Source organism: Campylobacter geochelonis (assembly GCF_013201685.1).
Taxonomy (GTDB): Bacteria; Campylobacterota; Campylobacteria; order Campylobacterales; family Campylobacteraceae; genus Campylobacter_B; species Campylobacter_B geochelonis.
Genome location: NZ_CP053844.1, coordinates 720,682 through 741,555 on the forward strand (window position 1 = coordinate 720,682; position 20,874 = coordinate 741,555).

Sequence of the window (20,874 nt, forward strand, 5' to 3'; positions counted from 1 at the left end):
GATAGAATGCCGCGCGCTTTTAAAAGCATAAAAGATAAGCTAAGTTTAAAGCCTATTATCCACATTGTTGGCACAAACGGCAAGGGAAGTACTGGGCGGTTTTTAGCTCAGTTAATTGAAAATTTGGGCTTTAGCGTTGGACACTATACATCTCCGCATATTTTTAAATTTAACGAGCGATTTTATCTAAACGGACACGATGCGAGCGATGATGAGCTTGAAAATGCTCATGAAATTTTACAAAATTTATTAAATGATGAGTTTAAAAACTCGCTTTCATACTTTGAGTATGCGACATTTTTAGCTGCGGTTCTTTTTAAAAATTGCGATTATGTTATCTTTGAAGCTGGTATGGGAGCGCAGTTTGATGCGACAAATGTTTTTGAAAAACGCCTATCTCTTTTTACTCCAATCGGACTTGATCACACCGATATGCTTGGCAAAAATATTGAAGAGATAAGCTATACAAAACTTATAAGTATGGATAAAATGGCTATTTTAAACGATAGTATGAATGAAATTTCAGTTAGTATCGCAAAAGATATAGCAGTGAAAAAAGGAACAAATTTAAAATTTGCAAAAGATGTTTTAGATAGTAAAGATATAGAAGATATCAAAAAATATGGGGTTAAATTTAGCCTTGCGAATTTTCAAATTTCAAATTTATCCCTTAGCACAGCAGCGCTAAAATCGCTAAATTTAAAACCTAAATTTGATGGTTTAAAAAGGCTAAATTTAGTTGGACGCATTCAAAAAATAACTCCAAATTTAACCATAGATGTCGGACACAACGAGCTAGCTGCACAAAACATTTTAAAAGAATTTGATGGCAAAAAAGTAGTTTTGATTTACAACGCCTTTTTAGATAAAGACTACAAAGCTGTTTTAAAAACTCTTAAACCGATTATAAAAAGGGTTGAAATTTATACCTATAAAAGCACTCAAAGAAAGCTAGCTACCGAGTTTTTAGAAGATATGCTTTTAAAAGAGGGGATAGAATTTACTAAATTTAAAAAATTGCACGAAAATCAAAACTATCTCTTGTTTGGCTCTTTTATGCTTGTAGAGGAGTTTTTAAGGAGAGAGCTTGGTAAAGAAAACTTATGTTAGGCTTATCGATGAAGATGGAACGAAAAGCTACGAATTTTCTCAAAATTTTAGAAGAAATTTAAAACTATTCTCCTTTTTTGGACTTTTTTTATTTTGTGCGTTAGTGATAGTTATCTTCTTTTTTTATAGACAAAATGCAAATTTAAAAGAGCTTTCAAAAAAATTATATATACAAAATACAGAGTTAGTTCGCCAAAGCAGCAAACTTTTAGAAGATAAAAATGAACTTTTAAAGCAAAATGATGTAAATGATGAGATGGTAAGTGATCTTAAAATCGCACTTGCTCTTGGAAATGTTTCAAATTCTTTAAAAGAAAGCGATGAAGATACGGATAAAATCGTGCTTGAAGATAGCTTGCAAAAGCAGTTTTTGCGTAGCGTGCCAAATGGTTGGCCGATTTTAAACAAGGGCGTAACTGATAACTATGGTATGAGAGTTCATCCCATTAGCAAAAGTGAACTTTTCCATCATGGTATCGACTTAAGAGCTAAAGAGGGAACGCCCATTTATGCGACAGCAGATGGTTTTGTCGAGTATGCGACAAACTCTTCAAGCGGATATGGATATCTTGTTATCATTTCGCATAATTTTGGGTTTAAAACCAGATATGGACATATGCTAAACAAAGATGTTGTCAAAGTCGGTCAGTGGGTAAAAAGAGGCGAGCTTATAGGATATAGCGGAAACACGGGCTATAGCACAGGTCCTCATCTTCACTACGAAGTGCGGTTTTTAGAGCGCACGCTAGATCCGATAAATTTTATAAATTTTGATAATATTTTTATAAACGAAAGAAAAATCCCATGGCAAGGGCTTTTAAAGGCTATTGCTGAATTTAATAGCTAAATTTAAGTATAAATTTAAAAATCAAATATGAGTTAATAGAAAGATTTTAGAGTATGCAAGCAGAAATTTATGAGTATTTTTTAAAAAACCAAAAAGATATCTTAGTATCAAAAGATGACAAAGAGGCAGCGCAGTTTGCAGACGCAGCAACTTTAGCCGGAAAAGAAGTCTATGTTTTGCCTGATTTTAGAGCAGTTTATGGCGATGATTTGCGAAGTTATTACGATGAGCTTTTAAACATAAGCAAAGAGTTGAATAAATTTTATAAAAGCAAAAGCAAAAACAAACTTATAATTAGCCCAGTAAAAACGCTTCTTCACAAGCTTCCTGGAAAAAAACATCTCCAAAGCAAAACGATAAATTTCGCCGATAAGCTAAATTTAAGCGAGTTTAAAGATGAAATAGTGCGTTTTGGTTATGAGGTGGTTGATATCGTTGAGCTAAGTGGCGAGGTGAGTTTTCGTGGCGAGATAATCGACATTTTCCCAGTTGGAAGCGAGAGTGCATTTAGAATTTTACTTGATGATAATGAAGTTGAGAGCATAAGAAGCTTTGATGTGACAACGCAACTAAGCGAAAAAATCGAGCTAGAAAGCCTTGAAATCGTTCCATTTATCGCCTCGCTAAACAAAGAAGAGTTTGAAAAAGCTAGCCAAAAGATACAAAATTTACAAAGCGATGCTTTGATAAGCGATTTAAACTCGCTTGGATTTTGGGCGGTTGATGACTTTGTTGATTATCTTAGTGAGTTTAGCGCTGTTAGTTTGTATAAATTTGATGATGAAGAGTTCAAAGAGAGCTTTGAGTATTTAAAAAATATAGAAATTTTGCCACAAGCGACTAAATTTAAAGACTTAAGCGCTACTTTTTCTAATGAGTTTTTAGCATTTCATAAAAACAAAAAGATAAAAATTCTAGCTAGAAACAGCTCGATTTTTGCTAGTTTAAATATAGAAAAAACTCCAAATTTAGAGTTTGTTTTAAGCCCTTTGATACTAAATTTAATAAGTCGCGATGAAGTTATCATCTCGCTAAACAAGCCACTTTCTAAAAAAAGGCATAAAAAATCAAGTATAGTCATAGATGAGCTAAAAGTTGGGGATTATGTTGTTCACTCTGAGTATGGCATAGGCAAATTTATAGGGCTTGAGTTAGCGCGCGTTATGGGCGCACAGCGCGAGTTTGTCGCAATAGCATATCAAAACAACGATAAACTTCTTTTGCCAGTTGAAAATTTAAATATGATAGATAGATACATCGCAAACGCCGAAGTTGCCGCGCTTGATAGGCTTGGAAAGGGAAGCTTTGCTAAGATTAAAGAAAAAGTTAGAGAAAAACTCTTTGCTATCGCTTCGCGCATTATCGAAATGGCGGCGCAAAGAGAGCTAGTTGAGGGCAAAAGTCTAGCGTCAAACTCAAACGAATATGCTAAATTTATATCTCATGCTGGATTTGAGTATACAAAAGATCAAGCACGAAGCATAGAAGATATCCAAAATGAGCTAAAAAGCGGCAAGGTTATGGATAGGCTTTTAAGTGGAGATGTTGGTTTTGGCAAGACTGAAGTTGCAATGAATGCTATATTTACCGCGGTAAAAAGCGGCTATCAAGCTTTGTTTTTTGTCCCAACAACCTTACTTAGCTCACAACACTACAAGAGTTTAAAAGAGCGTTTTCGTGAGTTTGAAATTCCAGTTTTTAGGCTTGATAGATTTAGCACAACTGCTGGAAAAAACGCTCTTAAAAAAGCGTTGTTTGATGGTACGCCATTAGTTTGTGTTGGGACTCACGCGCTTTTAGGATTAGAGGCTAAAAATATAGGCTTGATTGTAATCGATGAAGAGCATAAATTTGGTGTTAAACAAAAAGAAAAGCTAAAGGAAATCTCTTCAAATTCGCACGTTTTAAGCATGAGCGCAACCCCAATCCCAAGAAGTTTAAATATGGCATTAAGTTCTATTAAAACTTACAGCACGCTTTTGACTCCGCCAAAAGATAGACAAGATGTAAAAACGCTTGTAAAAGAGTGGGATGAAAAAGTTGTAAAAGAGGCGATTTTAAGGGAGCTTAGGCGAGGCGGACAGATATTTTATGTGCATAATCACATAGCAAGTATGCAAGGTGTAGAAAAAGAGCTTTTGCAAATTTTGCCAAATTTACGCATTTTAACTCTTCATTCAAAAATAGATCAAAAGATAACCGAAGAAGAGGTTATGAAATTTCTAAACAAAGAGTATGATTTGCTACTTTGTACAAGCATAGTTGAGAGTGGAATTCATATGCCAAATGTAAATACCATCATTGTAAATAGCGCAAACAAATTTGGCATAGCAGATCTTCATCAGCTTCGCGGCAGAGTCGGTAGAAGCGACCGTCAAGCATACTGCTACTTTTTAATCGAAGATAAAAATGCGCTAAATAAAGATAGTTTAAAAAGGCTAGTTGCGCTTGAGAGCAACTCATTTTTGGGTTCTGGTTCGGTTTTAGCCTATCATGATCTTGAAATCAGAGGTGGCGGAAATCTTGTCGGAGAGGCGCAAAGCGGGCATATAGAAGCTATCGGCTACTCGCTTTATCTAAGAATGCTTGAAGATGAGATAAACGCTCTTTTAAACAAAAAGGCAAATGTGATAAACAATGTCGATATGAGGCTCAATGTCACGGCGTTTTTAAATAGCGATTATATCAAAGAAGATCGCCTAAGGCTGGAGCTTTATAGAAGACTTAGCAAGTGTAAAGACGCGCCAAGCGTGTATGAAGTGGCAAGTGAGATGGAAGATAGGTTTGGTAAATTTGATATCTATACAAAACAGTTTGTTGATGTTATGTTGATTAAAGTTATGGCACAAAATTTAGGTATAAAAGCGATATCAAATTATGAGATGAATATAAGCTTAACTAAGCAAAATGATGAAAAAATCGTGCTAAAATCAAGAAGCAAAGATGATGATGACATTTTAGCTGAAATTTTAGCATATCTTAGAAAGGAGAGCAAATGAACTGGAAAGATACAAAAGCGGCGATTTATAGGGGAAGTAGGGGAGCTTTAAAAGCGGTTGATGAGATTGATTATGTGGATTTAGACTCGCTTGTTGGACTTGATAGACAAAAGGCGGCTCTGCTTGAAAATACAGAAAAATTTATAAAAAACGAAGGCGCAAATCACGCGCTTTTATGGGGTGAGCGGGGTTGTGGGAAATCTAGCCTTGCAAAGGCAGTTTTTACTAAATTTATTCCTCAAGGCTTGAGAATTATCGAAATAGGCAAAGAGGATTTAAAAGCGTTGGTTGATATTTTAGATGATATTAGGAGTGAGAGTTTTAAATTTATCATTTTTTGTGATGATTTAAGCTTTGAAAAGGGCGATGATAGTTATAAATACCTAAAGCCTTTGCTTGAAGGAAGTATAGAAAAAACACCATCAAATGTGCTTATGTATGCCACATCAAACCGCCGCCATATCGTAACTGAGTATATGAGCGATAACCAAAGTGTTGAAGTAACGACTGATGAGATTCACTATAAAGATGCGGTTGAAGAACACCTTTCTCTAAGCGATAGATTTGGGCTTTGGATAAGTTTTTATCAAGGAAATTTTAGCGAGTATTTGCGTATAGTTGATAGCTATTTTAGCGAATTTAGTGGCGATAGAGAGCTGCTTCACGAAGAGGCAAAACGCTTTTGTATGTTAAGAGGCTCAAGAAGTGGACGAGTGGCAAAACAGTTTTATCTTGCATTTAAGGATGGGTTTTGATTAGGGTTGGGTTTTTAGGCGATGTGGTTGGAAAACCAGGAAGAGAGATGTTAAAGCGATATGTAAAAGAGATGAAGACTAAATTTAGCCTTGATTTTGTCGTTGCAAACTGCGAAAATGCAAGTGGTGGTTTTGGGTTGAGCGCTAAAAATGCGGTTGAGATTTTTGAGTATGGAGTGGATGTTATAACTGGCGGAAATCACAGCTTTGATAAAAAAGATGTTTTGCCTTTAATGCAAACTCTGCCTATCCTTCGACCATTTAACCACTATGATAACACAGATGGTAAAGGCGTAATTACCTTAAAAAACAGCGATGGAAAAAGCCTAAGCGTTATAAACATGCTTGGTGCGATGGGGCTAAATTTAGTTAAAAATCCATTTTTATCTATAGATGAAGCGCTAAATTTGTGTGAGAGTAAAAATATACTAGTTGATTATCACGCCGAAATGACAAGTGAAAAGATGGCGTTTTTTTGGGATAACAAAGAGCGAGTAAGTGCAGTTTTTGGCACTCATACGCATGTTGGGACTGATGATTTAAAGATAAGTGGGAACGCTGTTTATGTAAGCGATGCTGGGCTAGTTGGTGCTAGAGAAGGAGTTATCGGAATGGACGCTGCTGCTTCTGTGGCTGGGTTTAAAACTGGGATTAAGCACTCATTTGGTGTAAATGAAAAGTATAAAAAAATCTTTCAAATGATAGTTTTTGAGTGCGAGAATGGCGTAAGTACCGATGCGTTTAAGATAAAAATCATCGATGAAAATGAGATTATAACAAAGGCATATAATGACTAGCACGGAGCTTTTTTGCGCACTTTATGATGATATAAAACTAGCTAATGTAACATGGTGGCCAAATTATGGTAGTTTTGAAGTAGTTGTCTCGGCAGTTTTAACACAACAAACCAAATGGGAAAATGTAGAAAAAAGCCTTTTAAATTTGGCTAAATTTAACACTTTATCGCTTGAAGAAATCGCAAAAATCGATGTTGAAAGCTTAGCAAATTTGATAAAACCAAGTGGATTTTATAACAATAAAGCCAAGCGTTTAAACGCTCTTTGTAAGGCGGTAGTAAGCGAATTTGGGGACTTTGAGAGCTTTAAAGAGTATGTTAGTAGAGAGTGGCTAATCTCTCAAAAAGGCATAGGCGCTGAGACTTGCGATGCGATTTTATGCTATGCGTGTGAACGTGAAGAGATGGTTGTAGATAGCTATGCTTTGCGGATTTTAGGATATTTTGGTTATGAGTTTGAAAGCTATGATGAGGCAAAAGAGTGGCTAAGTGAGCTTGATTTTAGCGTGGTTTATGCGATGGTTTTGGATATGAGTGAAGCTAGAGTTTGCGCGCTTTATCATGGGCTTATCGTTGAGTTTTGTAAAAAACATCTAAAAGGCAAAGAAATTAGTGACAAAGCAAAGGATATTTTTAAAGAGATTTCTTAGACAAAGCTAAATTTAGATAAAAGGAGTTGATTTGCGGATTGTTTTAGAGGTTTTTAAAAGCTTATTTTTATCATTTGGCATTTTGATTTGGATTGTTACATTTTTGACTTTAGTTGGTATATTTTGCTTTGCGATTTTATATCCTTATACAAACAGATTATCATCATTTCATAGTGCTTTTTATAATGGCGAGAGTGTATTAAGAACAGAGCCATATCAGTATATTAAAATACTTTTAGCATATAAAATATCTGTTAGAGATGGTGCAGACTGGGCTTCTTGTTATAAACATTTTTTGCATACCCAGAGGGTAATTTTTCTGATTTATTAAATAAAGAAGAGGTAACTTTGAATAATCAAATTTTTCAAAAAACAACCATAGAAAATGTTGGTAGCCATGCTATCAAAGAGTGCTTAACAAGATACGATGGCGCAGATAAATACAAAGAAAAATGGGTAGCTCCTGGTTTTACATATATCAACAACAAAGCACTACTAGTGCGTAAAAGCACGGAAAACATCAACCTTGCAAGTATAAAATGCCCTAAAAATTCAGAAGTTTGGATAGGTCATTATGAGTATAAATTCGGGAATTTAGATATTTCGCATGGGGCTTTTGTGCTAGATAAAGACAACGGTGTCGTTAAATTTGTCCATATTATATACTAAAGGTTAAGTTTGAAAAATGCTCAAATTCACACCATCAAGCCATTTTTTAACAAAGATTCGCAAATTTTAATCTTAGGAAGCTTTCCATCAGTTAAGTCAAGAGAGCAAAATTTTTACTACGCTCATCCACAAAACCGCTTTTGGCGCGTTTTATCAGCGGTTTTTAGTCAAAATTTGCCAAATAGTGTGGAAGAGAAAAAGTTGTTTTTAACCCGCCATAAAATAGCTCTTTTTGATAGTATTCAAAGCTGTGAGATTGCTGGTTCAAGCGATGCAAGTATCCAAAAAGTAGCACCAAATGATATAAAAAGTTTGATAAAACAGACTAACATAACTAGAATTTATACAAATGGCAAAAAATCAGCCAAAATTTATGATAAATTTATATTTCCACAAACTAGCATTAAAGCGATATCACTTCCATCGACAAGTCCAGCAAATGCGACAATTTCTCTTGAAAAACTCATAAAAGCTTATGAAATTTTATTAAACTAGCAAAATAGTCAAACCAAAATAAAGCTTAGCAAAGACATTTGTTAGGCTAAAAATTTGGCTAGCCTAACTGAGTTTTATATGTATTTGGAAGTTTCAAACTCGGCGCAGTTTTACTAAATTCTATCAAATCTTCTGTGCTTTGAACTGTCCAAGGAATGGCTTTTAGCGATGTTTTAAAAATCTCATAAGCGCTTATTGCATCGCTTAATGCTCTATGATGAGTGTTTTCAATCCCAAGAATCTCTTTTAGCGAGCCAAGCCCATATTTTTGCGAAGCTATCGTTCTTCTAGCAAGTTCGATAGTGCAAATTCGGCGATTAAGCAGCATTCCAAAGCCAAATTTTTCCATACTACTACTTATAAAATCATAGTCAAATTTGACATTATGAGCGATAAAAACGCTATCTGATAAAAAAAGTCTAAATTTTTCTAAAACAGAGCCAAGAGCTGGAGCGTCTTTTAAATCTGTAGGATAAATTCCGGTTAAAACGCTTATGTTTTCAGGGATAGAATCAGCATAGACAAAGGTTTTAAACTCATCTATAATTTGCCCATTTTGGCATTTTATAGCACCGATTTCTATGATTTGCCCATTTTTTATGCCGCCATTTGTCTCGATATCAACTATACAAAAAACTTCATCTTCAATGTTGGTTTCGCGCGTTTTAAGCGTGATTTTGCCATTATCTAGTTTTACGACATTAAGCCCAAGCGCTCGCCACATACTAAAGTCTTTTGGATCAAACAGCTCGCAAATTTCATCTATTTCGTTTGCTTTAGATATAAAATCATGATAATTTATACTCTTTTTAGCGAGCAAATTTATAAGGTTTTCAGTTTGCTGTTTCAAAACTAAATCTTTAGCGCTTTTATCGACTCGGCGTAGTCGTTTGAAGAAAAGACATAGTTTCCAGCTACGACTATATCGACTCCTGCATCATCAAGATCTCTGACATTTAGCCCATTTACTCCACCATCAACCTCTATCATACATTTTGCGTTATTTTTATCAATCAGCTCTCTAAGCTCACGCGCTTTTGATAGCACTGATGGGATGAATTTTTGCCCGCCAAAGCCAGGATTTACGCTCATTAAAAGCACCATATCAACTTCGTTTATAATGTGTTTTAAAACATCAATTGGGGTGTGCGGGTTTAGCACAACTGCTGGACTTACGCCGTGTTTTCTGATGTGTTGGATTAAGCGAAGAGGGTGTTTTTCTTCTTCTATGTGAAAGCTTAAAAATTTTGGTTTAAGTGGTAAAAAAAGCTCTACAAAAAAGCTGATGTTTTCTACCATTAAATGTATATCAAGTGGCTTGGTAGCAGCTTTTGCTACAGCTTCAACCACAAGCGGTCCGATGGTTAAATTTGGAACAAAATGTCCATCCATAACATCAACATGAACCAAATCCGCCCCAGCCTCACAGATATCTTTTACCTCTTTGGCTAAATTTCCAAAATCAGCTGATAAAATACTTGGTGCTACATACATAAAAATTTACCTTTAAAATATAATTCTTGTATTTTACCTTTTCAAATCATAAATTTAAATAAAATAGAAAATCAAACTAGCTTTAAGTCAACTTTGAACTTTTTTTGGTATAATACGTCTTTAATTTTGTTTAGAAGGAAAATATTATGGCAAGAAGATGTGCAATTACTGGTAAAGGCGCTTTGGTTGGAAACAATGTAAGTCATGCTAACAACAGGACGAAAAGAAGATTTTTACCAAATTTAAGAACAATTCGTGTAACTTTAGAGGATGGAACAACTAGAAGAATTAAAGTTGCAGCTTCAACTTTAAGAACTATGAAAAAACAATCTAAATAATTCCCCATGAAAAGAGGAATAAGTGTCTCTTTTTGATAAGGTCAAAAAATTCCTCAACTGGTCTAGAACTCCTAAACCAGATTTCGACTTAAATACCGAGATTTACGAACAATTCAAACCGTTTCGACTACCGCTTATACTAGTTGTTATGCTTATGGTAGTTGGAACGGTTGGTTATATGACTTTTAGCAACTTTTCGCTGTTTGATGCCTTTTATCAAGCTGGTATGACTTTTACAACGGTTGGTTTTACTGAAGTTGCTGAGATTACCCCTGCAGGAAGAATTTTTACAATATTTTTTATATTTGCTGGCTTTGGAGCTTTTACCTTCTCTTTAGGTATAGTTGTAGAAAGCCTTAAAAAAGGAATTCTTGTTAATAAAATAAGGGAGAGAAGTATGATTTATAAAATAGCAAGGCTTAAAAACCACTTTGTTATTTGTCATCACAACATCTACACAGCCGAGTTAGCAAGGCAGTTTAGAGAAAACCACATTCCATTTGTTGTTATAGATAGCAGAGCTGATTTACACGAGATAGCAGAGGTAAATAAATACCCATATTACGTTATTGGCGAACCACATATGGAAATTTCTCTTTTAAAATCAAACCTTTCAAGCGCAAAAGGAATTATTGCTTTAGGCTCAAACATAGCTGATAACATCGCAGTTATAGCAACCGTAAGGTTATATGAAAAAGAGCTAGAAAGACACAAACCATACTTCATAACTACATTTACAGAAAACGATGCTGATGCTGAAAAACTTAAAAAGCTTGGCGCAGACTTTGTCATCTCCCCATCAAAACTCACAGCGCAAAGGCTAAGTGCGATTAGTGTTCGTCCAGATATGGAAAATATACTAGAGCGATTTTTATACAAAAAAGACTCGCCAATTGATATAGAAGAAATCACAGTTCCAGAGCACTCATGGGTGAGATTTAAAAGGCTTAAAGAGACGCATTTGCGCGATATGACAAGTGCGGATATCGTAGGAATTAGAGATGAAAATGATAAATTTATCCCTATGCCAAATGGGGATGTTTTAATAGGAACCGGCGCTAAACTTTTAGTTGTCGGGACGGCTGATGGCATTAGCTTTACAAAAAAACTTATAAATGGAAGATATAAACCACAGGAGTTTAAATATGTTTGAGATAATTTCGCTTAAAAATGGACTTGAAAATGTAGATGGCTTTTTCTTTGATGGTGTAAATTCTGGCTTTAAAAAAGAGGGCAATGACCTTGGTTTTATAAGAAGCGATGAGCCATTTAACATAAGCGCGGTTTTTACAACAAACAAATTTGCTGCTGCACCGATAAAACACTTTAAAAAATATCCACCAAATTTTAAATCAAATTTTATACTTCTAAACTCAAAAAATGCAAATGCCATGACAGGCGAGCAAGGAGTGGCTGATATAGATGAACTTTTTTCAAGTTTAGCTACAAAAATCAAGCTAGTAAATCCCATAATGAGCTCAACTGGAGTCATAGGATATCGCTTAAATAAAGAAAAAATCATAGCTGGATTTGATAAATTTAACTTCGCTTGTCGCAACTCAAATGCAGTTGCAACTGCGATAATGACGACTGATAGCTTTAAAAAAGAGCTTGCTTTTAAAGTCGAGCTTGAAGATGGCAAAAGTTTTAACATAGCTGCTATTTGCAAGGGAGCGGGCATGATAAATCCAGCGCTTGCAACTATGCTTTGCTATATTTTAACGGATGCAAAAATTCCAAAAGATGACGCAGATGAGCTTTTAAAAGAGGCAGTTGAGCAAAGTTTTAACACAGTTAGTGTTGATGGCGATACATCGACAAACGATACTGTTATGCTACTTAGTTCGCAAAAAGCTGCATATGAAAAAACTGCTTTTAAAACTGCACTTGATATGATAACAAAACAATTTGCTTTGATGTTGGTTCGTGATGGCGAGGGTTCAAGCAAGGTAGTTTGCTTTGAGGTAAGTGGAGCAAAAACGCAAGCTCAAGCAAAAAAAGCAGCCAAAGCACTATCAAATTCTCCACTTGTAAAAACGGCTATTTTTGGAGAAGATCCAAACTGGGGAAGAATCGCTTCAACAATCGGAGCTAGCGGTGTTGAGTGCTTTGAAGAAAGCTTGGTTATAAAGTATGATGATGTGCTAGTGTATGATAAATTTAACCCAGAGCTTGATAAAGAAAGAGAAGAAAAAGCGCATAAAATAATGCAAAAAGATAGCTTTAAAATAAGCTGCGATTTAGGTATGGGAAGTGCTAAATTTAGTGCTTATGGTTGCGATTTGAGTTATGAATATGTAAAAATAAATGCAGATTATCGTTCATGATAGCTTAAGTTTAAGTGCTAAGTTGTTAAAATACATAAATTTTTAAAAAGGAGCAGAAATGTTACACGAATACAGGGATTTAATCACAGAATTAAAAGGTAAAAATGCGAGGTTTGACTCGCTTTTTGAAAAACACAACGAGCTAGACCATAAAGTTGCTGATATAACCGAGGGCAGAGTTCATGCAAGTAGCTTTGAACTTGATACACTAAAAAAAGAGAAGCTTAAAGCAAAAGATGAAATCAACGCCTTTTTAGCAGAGTATAAAGCTTCTATTAAAGAGTAAATTTACTATTGAGGAGATTTAAATTTCTCCTCACTTAAAGCGTGAAGTCTTTCAACTGCAGTTTTAAAGTGAACTACACCTTTTTTATGAATACTCATCAAATCATCATAATACGACTCGACTATATCAAGCTCTTTTGGAGTTATTTTGTTAAATTTAGATTTAGCTGGATTTGTTATATCTGCTAGATAAACTCCATAAATTCTATGGCATTGATGTTTCCACTCTTCATAGTATTTTGTAATACCATCATAAAGTATAGAATTTAGTAATTCTTCAAATCTGTTGTTTTTATCATAGAAAAATTTTCCAAATTCCTCTTCACTACCGACTATATTTCTTATCTCTTGTTCTCTTTTTAAGGTTATACAATTTTTGATTCTAGTAGTTACAAATGTTTGTTGGTTGATAACTTTTTCAAGTTGGGCTATGGTTTCATTTTTAGTCACAGAATTTTCCTTAAAAAGTATTATTTTATATCACGATATTATAGCATAAAAAAAAGTAAAACCATATCAACTTTATTTTATCATTTATGCAAAATTCACCAAAAATCCGCACAGAAAGTAACTTTTAAGTTACAATTGTATAAAATTTGGTTTAACACTCAAAGGAGAAATCATGCAAAGACCTGTACCGTTAAATGAAGAGATTGTTTTAGATCCTAAAAGATATATCGTTTCTAAAACCGATACTAAAGGGATTATAACATATGGAAATGAGTATTTTATCGAGATTGTCGGATATAGCGAAGATGAGTTAATCGGACAACCGCATAATATCATAAGACACCCTGATATGCCTAAAATCGTATTTAAAGTGATGTGGGATAGGATAAATAGTGGTAAAAATATTAAAGCTATTGTTAAAAATCTTGCAAAAGATGGCAGATACTACTGGGTTGTAACTGATTTTGAACCAAAATACGATCCGCTAACTAATAAAATCATCGGTCACACAGCATACAGAAAAGCAGCCCCTAAAAAAGCCGTTGAAGCGATAGAGCCGATATATCAAAAACTTCTTGCTATCGAGGCGACAGGCGGAATGGAAGCAAGTGGTAAATTTTTAGTAGAGTATTTGGACTTAAAAAAGGTTACTTATGATGAGTTTGTTGATTCGTTGATAGAGTATAGAGGTCTTACTAAACTATTTTTTGAAGCGATGAAAAAACTATTTGGATAGATAAAATTTGCTAGAGTTTCCTCTAGCAAACCCTTTTATATAAGTGCTTCTTTTAGCACATCATTTATGGTATCAACTGCAACTATCTCAAGCTCGTCTTTAACCTCTTTTGGTATATCTTTTAAGTCTCTTTCATAATTTTTTCTAGGTATTAAAACCTTTGTGATTTTAGCCTTGTGAGCAGCTATAAGCTTTTCTTTAAGTCCACCTATAGGAAGAACTTTTCCACTAAGTGTTAGCTCTCCAGTCATGGCTAAATTTGACCTTGCTTTTTTATCTGATAAAATCGAAGCGATAGCTGTAGCCATCGTAATGCCAGCACTTGGACCATCTTTTGGCGTTGCGCCTTCTGGAACATGGATGTGGAGGTTGTATTTGTTATAAATTTGATCACTATCATCATCTTTCGATGTTTTATAAACCAAATTTGATGGGATTTTTAGCTTTTTTTCATCAATTAAGACTTTAATCACGCTAAATGCTATTTGAGCCGACTCTTTCATCACATCGCCAAGTTGCCCTGTGATTTGCAAGTTTCCTTTGCCTTTTATGCGTATGGCTTCGATTTTAAGCATATCGCCACCAACGCTTGTCCATGCAAGTCCATTTACGATACCAACATAGTCTTTTTTATCAACTTCATCTATCTCATAAACTTTTTTATCGATGTACTCTTCTAAATTTTTGTTATTTATCAAAATTTTATCATCGCTATTTTTATGAGTTAGTATAGCAACTGCTACTTTTCGTAATATATCGGCGATTTTGCGGCGCAAGCTTCTAACACCGCTCTCTCTTGTATAATCAGATATGAGGAGTTTTAGCGTCGCATCGTTGATTTTAACTTCGCTTGGCTTTAGCCCATGTTTTTTAAGTTCTTGTGGGATTAGATACTTTTTAGCGATTTGAAATTTCTCTTGTGGAGTATATGAACTTAAAAATATAAATTCCATTCTATCGCGAAGCGGAGCCGGTATGTTTGATACATCATTAGCCGTGGCTACAAAGATGATTTTACTTAAATCGATATTAAAATTTAGATAATAATCCCTAAAGCTGTTATTTTGCTCAGGATCTAAAATTTCAAGTAAAACCGCTGTTGGATCGCCTTTAAAGCTTTTTGCTACTTTGTCGATTTCATCTAAGACGACGACTGGATTCATCTGCTTAGCATCGATTAACCCCTGAACAATTCGCCCCGGCATTGCACCTACATACGTTCTTCTGTGACCTCTTAGCTCGTTTACATCTTCAAGCCCACCAAGTGCGATACGCACAAGTTCGCGTTTTAGCGCTGTTGCGATGGAGTTTGCAAGGCTTGTTTTTCCAACTCCTGGAGGACCTGCAAAACATAGTATAACGCCATTATTTACCTTGTTATTTAATCCACGAAGCTCTAAAAGCTCACGAAGCGCAAAGTACTCCTCTATGCGTTCTTTTGGTTTTTCAAGAGCGTAATGGTCTAAATTTAGCTGTTTTTGAACTTCACTCATAGAAGAGCGTTTTTTAGCGGTGTGTTCAAAAGGAATTTCTAAAACCCAGTCAAGATAGCTTTGGACTACAGACGAATCAGCCGAGTCTGGATGAAGTCTTGCAAATTTATCAATCTGCTTTTTTATCTCTTTATACGCATCGGCATTTATAAAAGCCTTTTTAGCTTCAAGTTTTTTTCTATACTCAGCTATCTCTTCTTCTCTGTCGTTTTCGCCACCAAGCTCTTTTTGGATCTGTTTTAGTTGCTCTTTTAAAAAATACTCTTTATTTGTTTTTTCTATCTTTGAGTGAACTTTTGTTTTTATCTCTTTTTCAAGTTTATGAGCTTCAATTTCTTTGTTAAGATAGTCAATCAAATCAAAGAATTTAGTCTCTAAATTCTTTTGTGTAAAAAAGTCATAAGCTATATTTTTTGTAAGTCTAAGTGAACTAAGAACTAAATCGCTTGTTCGAACTGGCTCAACGCTATCTTCGATAGTTCTAAGCAAATCTGGCGGAAAGTAATGAGTCATTTGACTTAGCGTTTTTACCTTTTGGCGAAGAACGTTTGAAAGAGCTTCGATTTTATCATCTGAGTATAAAACCGCGTCTAAAATCCCAACTTTTGCCATTAGTGGGCTAGAAGATGTGGTTTGTAGAATTTCTCCTTTATAAGCGCCTTGAAACAAAATTTTAACTCTGCCATCTGGAAGAGAGACTTTTCTCATGATAGTTCCTATAACGCCAGCGTGATAAATAGCATCAAAATCCCTTTTTAAGCGGTATTCATCTTTGCTGCTTACTACTAAAACCATGCTTTCGTTTTTTATAGCAACTTCAAGAGCTTTTAAATTCTCTTCATCGCTTATAAAAATCGGAGTTATCATAAATGGATATAAAAAAAGCTCATCTTCTACTATGATAGGTAGCTCTTTTGGGAAAAATTCTGGTTTTTCTATCTGCATATTTTCATTTTACCTCTCTAAATTTATTAATCTTATTCAAAAAATGCCCTATACCACGGTAAATCTGGCGGGGTTAAATTCGCATCTTTTAAAGCTGAATTTTCTATCTTTTGTGCGTAAATTTCAGCCGAAGTATCGCGTCCTGTCCTTTGGTATAAATCTTTTATATTTTCATTTAAATAGTACTCAGCAAGCTTAAATTTAACCAACATAGTTTCGATAAGTGGTCTATACTGAGTATTTGGATACTGGACTAAGAAATTGTTTATCTCTATTATGCTGTTTTGCATCAAATTTTGGTTTCTGTTTGGCTGTCTAAAAGAGTCATAATTTGCTTTTATCTTTAAAAATGTCGCATACTCAATCTTATCTAAAGTTCCATATCGTCTTATATACTCATCAAGAAAGGCATTCGCTTGCGCATACTCGCTCTCATCCATATGAGCTTGTGCTAAGATAAGTAAAGTCGGCTCAATCAAAGGCGAAGCAACGTGTTCGCTAACAAACTGCGTATAGTGTTTATCTGCTTGTTCTAAATCGGCATTTTTGATATCATCGATGATATGGTCATACCACGCAAGTGGCTGCAGGTTATAAAGCCCACGGCTCTTATCTCCACAACCAACGATAAATAAAGCCATAATCAATAGAGCAAAAAATTTAAAACAATTTCTCATAAATTTCCTTTTTTTGTATGTTTAAACTTGAATTCTACAATTTTACTCTTAATAAACGGATAAATTATTGTAAAATAACAAAAATATATATATGGTAAGGAAAAATATGAAAATTTATATCTTAGGAAATGGCGCGATGGCAACTGCTATGGCACTTGGACTGCGAGATTTATATGAAGTTGTAGTTGTAGGAAGAGATAAAGAGAAGTTAGCTAAGTTTGCTAAATTTGATATAAAAACTGAAGTTTATGGTCAAATTTATGATATAAATGATAAAAATATCATCTTAGCTTTTAAGCCGTACGCTCTTAAAACTATGAGCGAAAAGCTTAGCGGAAGGGCAAATAACTGCATAAGCGTTTTAGCGATGACAAAGCTAGATGAGTTAAACTGCATTGATGCTAAAAACAGAATTTGCGCTATACCAAACATAGCAGCCGAGTTTAAAGCTTCGATAACGCCGTATTTTACACAAGATGATGATAGCGTGGCTAAAGAGGTTTTAGATGGATTTGGAAAAAGTGTGGCTGTTTATAGCGATGATGAGCTAAAGAGCGCTGGAGTTATCGCAGGTTGCGCTCCTGCATATCTTGCAATCGTAGCCGAAGCGTTGGCAAATGGTGGAGTAAAAGAGGGGCTTAAAAAAGAGATTTCGCTAAATTTAGTTTCTGGAGTTTTTGCAAGTTTTTCAAAACTTTTAGAGCATTCTCATCCAGCTTTGCTTAAAGAAAGAGTATGTTCTCCAAAAGGCACAACTATCGAGGGTGTGGCGGTTTTGGAAGAGTGTGGGGTTAGAAGTGCATTTATAAAAGCGTTAAGCGCTAGTGCAAAAAAGTAAATAAATTTTAAAATTAAGCTATATAGTAGTATAATTTGCAAAATTAGTATTTAAAGTGTTAGATGCTAAAAATTATAAAGGATGATAGATGAAACGAGGATTTTCGTTAATCGAGCTCATTTTTGCGATTGTTATTATAGGTATTTCAGTCGCTGCTTTACCACGAATCATTCAGCAAACACAGCAGTCAAATGAATTCGCGTTAAAACAAGAGCTTACTTTAAATGCCAAAACAATGATGGGTTCTATACTCAAAGAACCGTGGGATAGTGCAGGTCTTAAGCAAAGCTGCGATGCAGATAATATAGCAAAAGGACTTCCTGCTTGTACAGATACGCAAGCAAAAAGCTATACTGGAATGAATGGTTTTCCGATATATGCTATAGCTATTCCTACTATTGCAGGTGCTGCTACTAGAAATGGAGTGGCTAATTACACTGGCGCTGCCAATGTTCCAAATAGTAGAAGGTTAGGCAGTGCGTATGTAGCTACTAATAAAAATGCTTTTGCAGCTGTTAGTTTTGGAGTAAACACTAGAAATGATATAGATGACTATGATGGCTTAGATTTTAATATGACTCCAGTTGGTTTAAATAGTGGTGATTTTTTAACAGATACTCGGATAGAAGTAGCTGTTGATTTTGTTGATGATGTGTTAACTCAAGGAAATTATGCAAATACCCAGACGGTAACTATAAATTTACCAAATGCTGGTGCTGCTGGAGCTGTTTCAAACATTAAGCGTATAAAAGTAACAGCTACAGATAAAAGCACTGGACTTAAAGTAGATTTATATGCATATTCTTTTAACATTGGAGATTATCCTACCTTATTTAGAAGGACTTGGTAATGGCTTGTTTAAAAAAAGGTTTTACTTTAATAGAATTAATAATGGTAATAGTTATTTTGGCTATATTATCTACTTTCTCAACCGATATATATAGTAATATATATAGAAATTACATAATATCCAAAACTGTAAATTCGCTAGAAACACAAACCGAGTTGGCTTTAGAACAGATTGCAGCTAGGTTAAGTGATAGAGTTAATAGTGCTATAATAGGTAAAAAAACCAGAGATAGTAATGATATAGTGCCTATCGTAGATCCTAATCTTGGTAAATATGATATTTTAGAATGGATAGGGCAAAGTACTGAGAGTAGAAATTTAACTGGAGATATTCCAGGATGGAGTGGTTTTATAAGTGTAAATGATAGTTTTGATACAAGAACTTTAATAACTCCTGGTAGCAACTTACCAGCAGCAAGCACTGCTATAACAAGCATAGTTGGAAATGCTAATAACTTGGGTGTCATCTTTGCAGGATATGATAATAGTAGTGCGGCAGGATATGGTTTTAATACTACTGGTGGAAGAAATAGAGTTATAACCGTATCTTTAGCTGGAGCTACAGCGGCGACACCAGATGTTATGACTATAGTAAATCCAAATCCTGTCGAGGTCATAGAAAGATATTATCTAGTTCACAGCGCTTATGCGCTAGTTCCAACAAACCTCACAGAGTATACTGTAAATGGCTCTAATTATAGATTTTTTACTTTAAGTTTATATTATGATTATAAAACGTGGAATGGACAAAGTTATACGGATGGTAAAGTTCAACCTATAGCTGAGAATGTTACACTTTTTAGATTTAGAGGAAACAATGGCAGTGTTGAGTTAAAACTTTGCATGAGAGATCCTCATTTTTCAACTGATAGCAATGACTTCGTAGTATGTAAAACAAAGGTGGTATTTTAATGAAACGAGCATTTACTTTGATTATGGCTATGTTTTTTATAGTTATTTTAGCTACATTAGGTATGTTAGCACTTAGTTTGTCTACACAAACAGCAAAGCAATCAACCGATATATATCTAAGAGAACAAGCCGAGCTTTTAGCTAGAAGTGCTACTGAATTTGCTGTAATGGCTATGCAAGCACATAGTTACACTCCAGCTCGATCTAATGGAGAACACTGCCTCGAAACTGTAGATATAACTTATCCAACGGCTGATAATCCATTGTTTAAAGGTAGGGTTCAAATTTATTATCTAAATCCTCTTCTTGGTTGCAGAGCAGCTAGGACTATAGGTGACAGAAATTTAACAGCCGCTACTACTACTTCTATAACAGATAACATTGCTATGCTTGATGTAACTATTCAAAGCACAGAAGAAGCTGGAAGTGAGCCGATAAGGTATTTTAGAAGGACGATTCAAAGACCTTAGTTTAAGTTAGGATTGATACAATTTGAGTTTTATTTTTATAAGGAGAACTTTATGAACACAAGTATAGTTGGAAAACAGTTTGAACTAACTGATTCTATAAAAAACTATGTTGAGCAGGCTTTTGAGAATTTAGAAAAATACAGCTTAGATATTATTTCTGGTCGTTGTGTGATTTCAGCTGATGAAAAACAGGGTAAAAAGGGCTTCGTGGTGGACTTTTCGCTAAATTTAGCTAAAAAAGATACTATCGTTATCAGACATAAAGACAAAGATCTTTACGCAGCTATCGATGCTATAGTAGAGCGAGCTTCAAAAGTATTGCGACGTCATCACGATAAGCTTACAACACATAAAAACAAAGATGATAAAAAACAAAATGCACTTGATGATATTTTAGAGACTAATGCTCCTCTTATCGATGGCGTAGATGAGATTGTGCCAACAGAGCTTGAACTATACAAACCGCTTGAGATAGATGAAGCGGTTAGAATACTTAAAGAGAGTAAAGATCAGTTCTTAGTCTTTAATGATATGGAAGCTAAGATGAGAATTCTCTATAAAAGAAAAGATGGAAAACTAGGACTATTTTAGTAGTTTTTGGGTGGCTCTTCGCCACCTTTTTATAAATTTACACTAAACTTTAAATTTATCTTTGTAAATCAAAACAAAATCAAGTAAAATAATTGCACTTTAAGTAATAAAGTTATAATATATTGCATTATATAAGATTTCCTAACCA

General features: G+C 34.7%; 24 protein-coding genes. 19 read left to right on the top strand and 5 right to left on the bottom strand.

All coding sequences use genetic code 11. From position 1 onward, the window contains the following. Window positions 1-6: 6 nt before the first annotated feature. Genes CGEO_RS03335 through CGEO_RS03375 form a run of 9 tightly spaced genes read left to right on the top strand, consistent with a single transcriptional unit; the run spans window position 7 to window position 8,321 of the window. The gene (locus CGEO_RS03335; RefSeq protein ID WP_436835267.1) at window positions 7-1,110 is read left to right on the top strand and encodes a Mur ligase family protein; all 1,104 of its coding nucleotides are present in this window, start codon (window positions 7-9) and stop codon (window positions 1,108-1,110) included. Next, window positions 1,088-1,957, top strand: coding sequence for a M23 family metallopeptidase (locus CGEO_RS03340; protein WP_075531543.1), 870 nt, complete (start codon window positions 1,088-1,090; stop codon window positions 1,955-1,957). The genes CGEO_RS03335 and CGEO_RS03340 overlap by 23 nt, the downstream gene beginning before the upstream one ends. 53 nt (window positions 1,958-2,010) lie before the next feature. Further along, window positions 2,011-4,956, top strand: a complete 2,946-nt coding sequence (gene mfd / locus CGEO_RS03345) for a transcription-repair coupling factor (RefSeq protein WP_075540090.1) — start codon at window positions 2,011-2,013, stop codon at window positions 4,954-4,956. Next, window positions 4,953-5,711: an ATP-binding protein gene (locus CGEO_RS03350; protein ID WP_075493418.1), complete on the top strand. Its 759-nt coding sequence runs from the start codon at window positions 4,953-4,955 to the stop codon at window positions 5,709-5,711. Before mfd ends, CGEO_RS03350 begins: the two co-directional genes overlap by 4 nt. Further along, window positions 5,708-6,508 (top strand): TIGR00282 family metallophosphoesterase, encoded by an 801-nt coding sequence (locus tag CGEO_RS03355; protein ID WP_242647985.1) that lies wholly within the window; start codon window positions 5,708-5,710, stop codon window positions 6,506-6,508. The genes CGEO_RS03350 and CGEO_RS03355 overlap by 4 nt, the downstream gene beginning before the upstream one ends. Then, window positions 6,501-7,157, top strand: a complete 657-nt coding sequence (locus tag CGEO_RS03360) for a 3-methyladenine DNA glycosylase (RefSeq protein ID WP_075540091.1) — start codon at window positions 6,501-6,503, stop codon at window positions 7,155-7,157. The genes CGEO_RS03355 and CGEO_RS03360 overlap by 8 nt, the downstream gene beginning before the upstream one ends. A 31-nt stretch (window positions 7,158-7,188) precedes the next feature. Then, complete coding sequence (locus CGEO_RS03365) at window positions 7,189-7,488, top strand: hypothetical protein (protein WP_075493414.1); 300 nt, start codon at window positions 7,189-7,191, stop codon at window positions 7,486-7,488. Between the two features lie 17 nt (window positions 7,489-7,505). Continuing rightward, window positions 7,506-7,826, top strand: coding sequence for a hypothetical protein (locus CGEO_RS03370; protein ID WP_075493412.1), 321 nt, complete (start codon window positions 7,506-7,508; stop codon window positions 7,824-7,826). A 9-nt stretch (window positions 7,827-7,835) separates the two neighbouring features. Beyond that, complete coding sequence (locus tag CGEO_RS03375) at window positions 7,836-8,321, top strand: DNA-deoxyinosine glycosylase (protein WP_075493410.1); 486 nt, start codon at window positions 7,836-7,838, stop codon at window positions 8,319-8,321. A 58-nt stretch (window positions 8,322-8,379) separates the two neighbouring features. On the opposite strand, the gene CGEO_RS03380 is transcribed toward CGEO_RS03375, so the two are convergent. Both CGEO_RS03380 and rpe read right to left on the bottom strand, forming a co-directional pair. Beyond that, complete coding sequence (locus tag CGEO_RS03380; protein ID WP_075493408.1) at window positions 8,380-9,171, bottom strand: 3'-5' exonuclease; 792 nt, start codon at window positions 9,169-9,171, stop codon at window positions 8,380-8,382. Window positions 9,172-9,173: 2 nt separating this feature from the next. Then, window positions 9,174-9,815 carry a ribulose-phosphate 3-epimerase gene (gene rpe, locus CGEO_RS03385; RefSeq protein WP_075493406.1) on the bottom strand — a complete coding sequence of 214 codons (642 nt, stop codon included), beginning with the start codon at window positions 9,813-9,815 and terminating at the stop codon, window positions 9,174-9,176. A gap of 146 nt (window positions 9,816-9,961) precedes the next feature. Here rpe and rpmB point away from each other — a divergent pair, with 146 nt between their 5' ends. The 4 genes from rpmB to CGEO_RS03405 are packed head-to-tail and all read left to right on the top strand — an operon-like array spanning window position 9,962 to window position 12,766. Continuing rightward, window positions 9,962-10,153: a 50S ribosomal protein L28 gene (gene rpmB / locus CGEO_RS03390; RefSeq protein ID WP_075493405.1), complete on the top strand. Its 192-nt coding sequence runs from the start codon at window positions 9,962-9,964 to the stop codon at window positions 10,151-10,153. A 22-nt stretch (window positions 10,154-10,175) separates the two neighbouring features. Beyond that, window positions 10,176-11,306 carry a potassium channel family protein gene (locus CGEO_RS03395; protein ID WP_075493404.1) on the top strand — a complete coding sequence of 377 codons (1,131 nt, stop codon included), beginning with the start codon at window positions 10,176-10,178 and terminating at the stop codon, window positions 11,304-11,306. Further along, entirely contained in the window at window positions 11,299-12,480 is a 1,182-nt protein-coding gene (argJ, locus tag CGEO_RS03400; RefSeq protein WP_075540092.1) for a bifunctional glutamate N-acetyltransferase/amino-acid acetyltransferase ArgJ, read from the top strand. The genes CGEO_RS03395 and argJ overlap by 8 nt, the downstream gene beginning before the upstream one ends. A 58-nt stretch (window positions 12,481-12,538) precedes the next feature. After that, on the top strand, window positions 12,539-12,766 hold the full coding sequence (locus CGEO_RS03405) for an HP1242/YdcH family protein (RefSeq protein WP_075493402.1): 228 nt from the start codon (window positions 12,539-12,541) through the stop codon (window positions 12,764-12,766). A gap of 5 nt (window positions 12,767-12,771) precedes the next feature. On the opposite strand, the gene CGEO_RS03410 is transcribed toward CGEO_RS03405, so the two are convergent. Beyond that, complete coding sequence (locus CGEO_RS03410; protein WP_075493401.1) at window positions 12,772-13,215, bottom strand: hypothetical protein; 444 nt, start codon at window positions 13,213-13,215, stop codon at window positions 12,772-12,774. 172 nt (window positions 13,216-13,387) lie between these two features. On the opposite strand from CGEO_RS03410, the gene CGEO_RS03415 reads away from it, so the two are divergent. Then, window positions 13,388-13,951 (top strand): PAS domain-containing protein, encoded by a 564-nt coding sequence (locus tag CGEO_RS03415; RefSeq protein WP_075493400.1) that lies wholly within the window; start codon window positions 13,388-13,390, stop codon window positions 13,949-13,951. 35 nt (window positions 13,952-13,986) lie between these two features. Here the strand turns inward: CGEO_RS03415 and lon are convergent, their stop codons facing one another. Both lon and CGEO_RS03425 read right to left on the bottom strand, forming a co-directional pair. Continuing rightward, a complete protein-coding gene (gene lon / locus CGEO_RS03420; RefSeq protein ID WP_075540093.1) occupies window positions 13,987-16,389 on the bottom strand; it encodes an endopeptidase La in 2,403 nt (800 codons plus the stop codon). Window positions 16,390-16,421: 32 nt separating this feature from the next. After that, window positions 16,422-17,066, bottom strand: coding sequence for an outer membrane protein assembly factor BamD (locus CGEO_RS03425; RefSeq protein ID WP_075493398.1), 645 nt, complete (start codon window positions 17,064-17,066; stop codon window positions 16,422-16,424). A gap of 106 nt (window positions 17,067-17,172) precedes the next feature. Between CGEO_RS03425 and CGEO_RS03430 the strand changes: the two genes are divergently transcribed. The 5 genes from CGEO_RS03430 to hpf all read left to right on the top strand — a co-directional run bounded on the left by CGEO_RS03430 (window position 17,173) and on the right by hpf (window position 20,726). Continuing rightward, window positions 17,173-17,904 carry a pyrroline-5-carboxylate reductase gene (locus CGEO_RS03430; protein ID WP_075540094.1) on the top strand — a complete coding sequence of 244 codons (732 nt, stop codon included), beginning with the start codon at window positions 17,173-17,175 and terminating at the stop codon, window positions 17,902-17,904. An 88-nt stretch (window positions 17,905-17,992) separates the two neighbouring features. Further along, on the top strand, window positions 17,993-18,754 hold the full coding sequence (locus CGEO_RS03435; protein ID WP_075540095.1) for a type II secretion system protein: 762 nt from the start codon (window positions 17,993-17,995) through the stop codon (window positions 18,752-18,754). Further along, complete coding sequence (locus CGEO_RS03440; protein ID WP_075540096.1) at window positions 18,754-19,665, top strand: type II secretion system protein; 912 nt, start codon at window positions 18,754-18,756, stop codon at window positions 19,663-19,665. Before CGEO_RS03435 ends, CGEO_RS03440 begins: the two co-directional genes overlap by 1 nt. Next, complete coding sequence (locus CGEO_RS03445) at window positions 19,665-20,135, top strand: type IV pilus modification PilV family protein (protein ID WP_075540097.1); 471 nt, start codon at window positions 19,665-19,667, stop codon at window positions 20,133-20,135. Before CGEO_RS03440 ends, CGEO_RS03445 begins: the two co-directional genes overlap by 1 nt. Before the next feature lie 51 nt (window positions 20,136-20,186). Next, a complete protein-coding gene (hpf, locus tag CGEO_RS03450; RefSeq protein WP_075540098.1) occupies window positions 20,187-20,726 on the top strand; it encodes a ribosome hibernation-promoting factor, HPF/YfiA family in 540 nt (179 codons plus the stop codon). Window positions 20,727-20,874 lie beyond the last annotated feature (148 nt).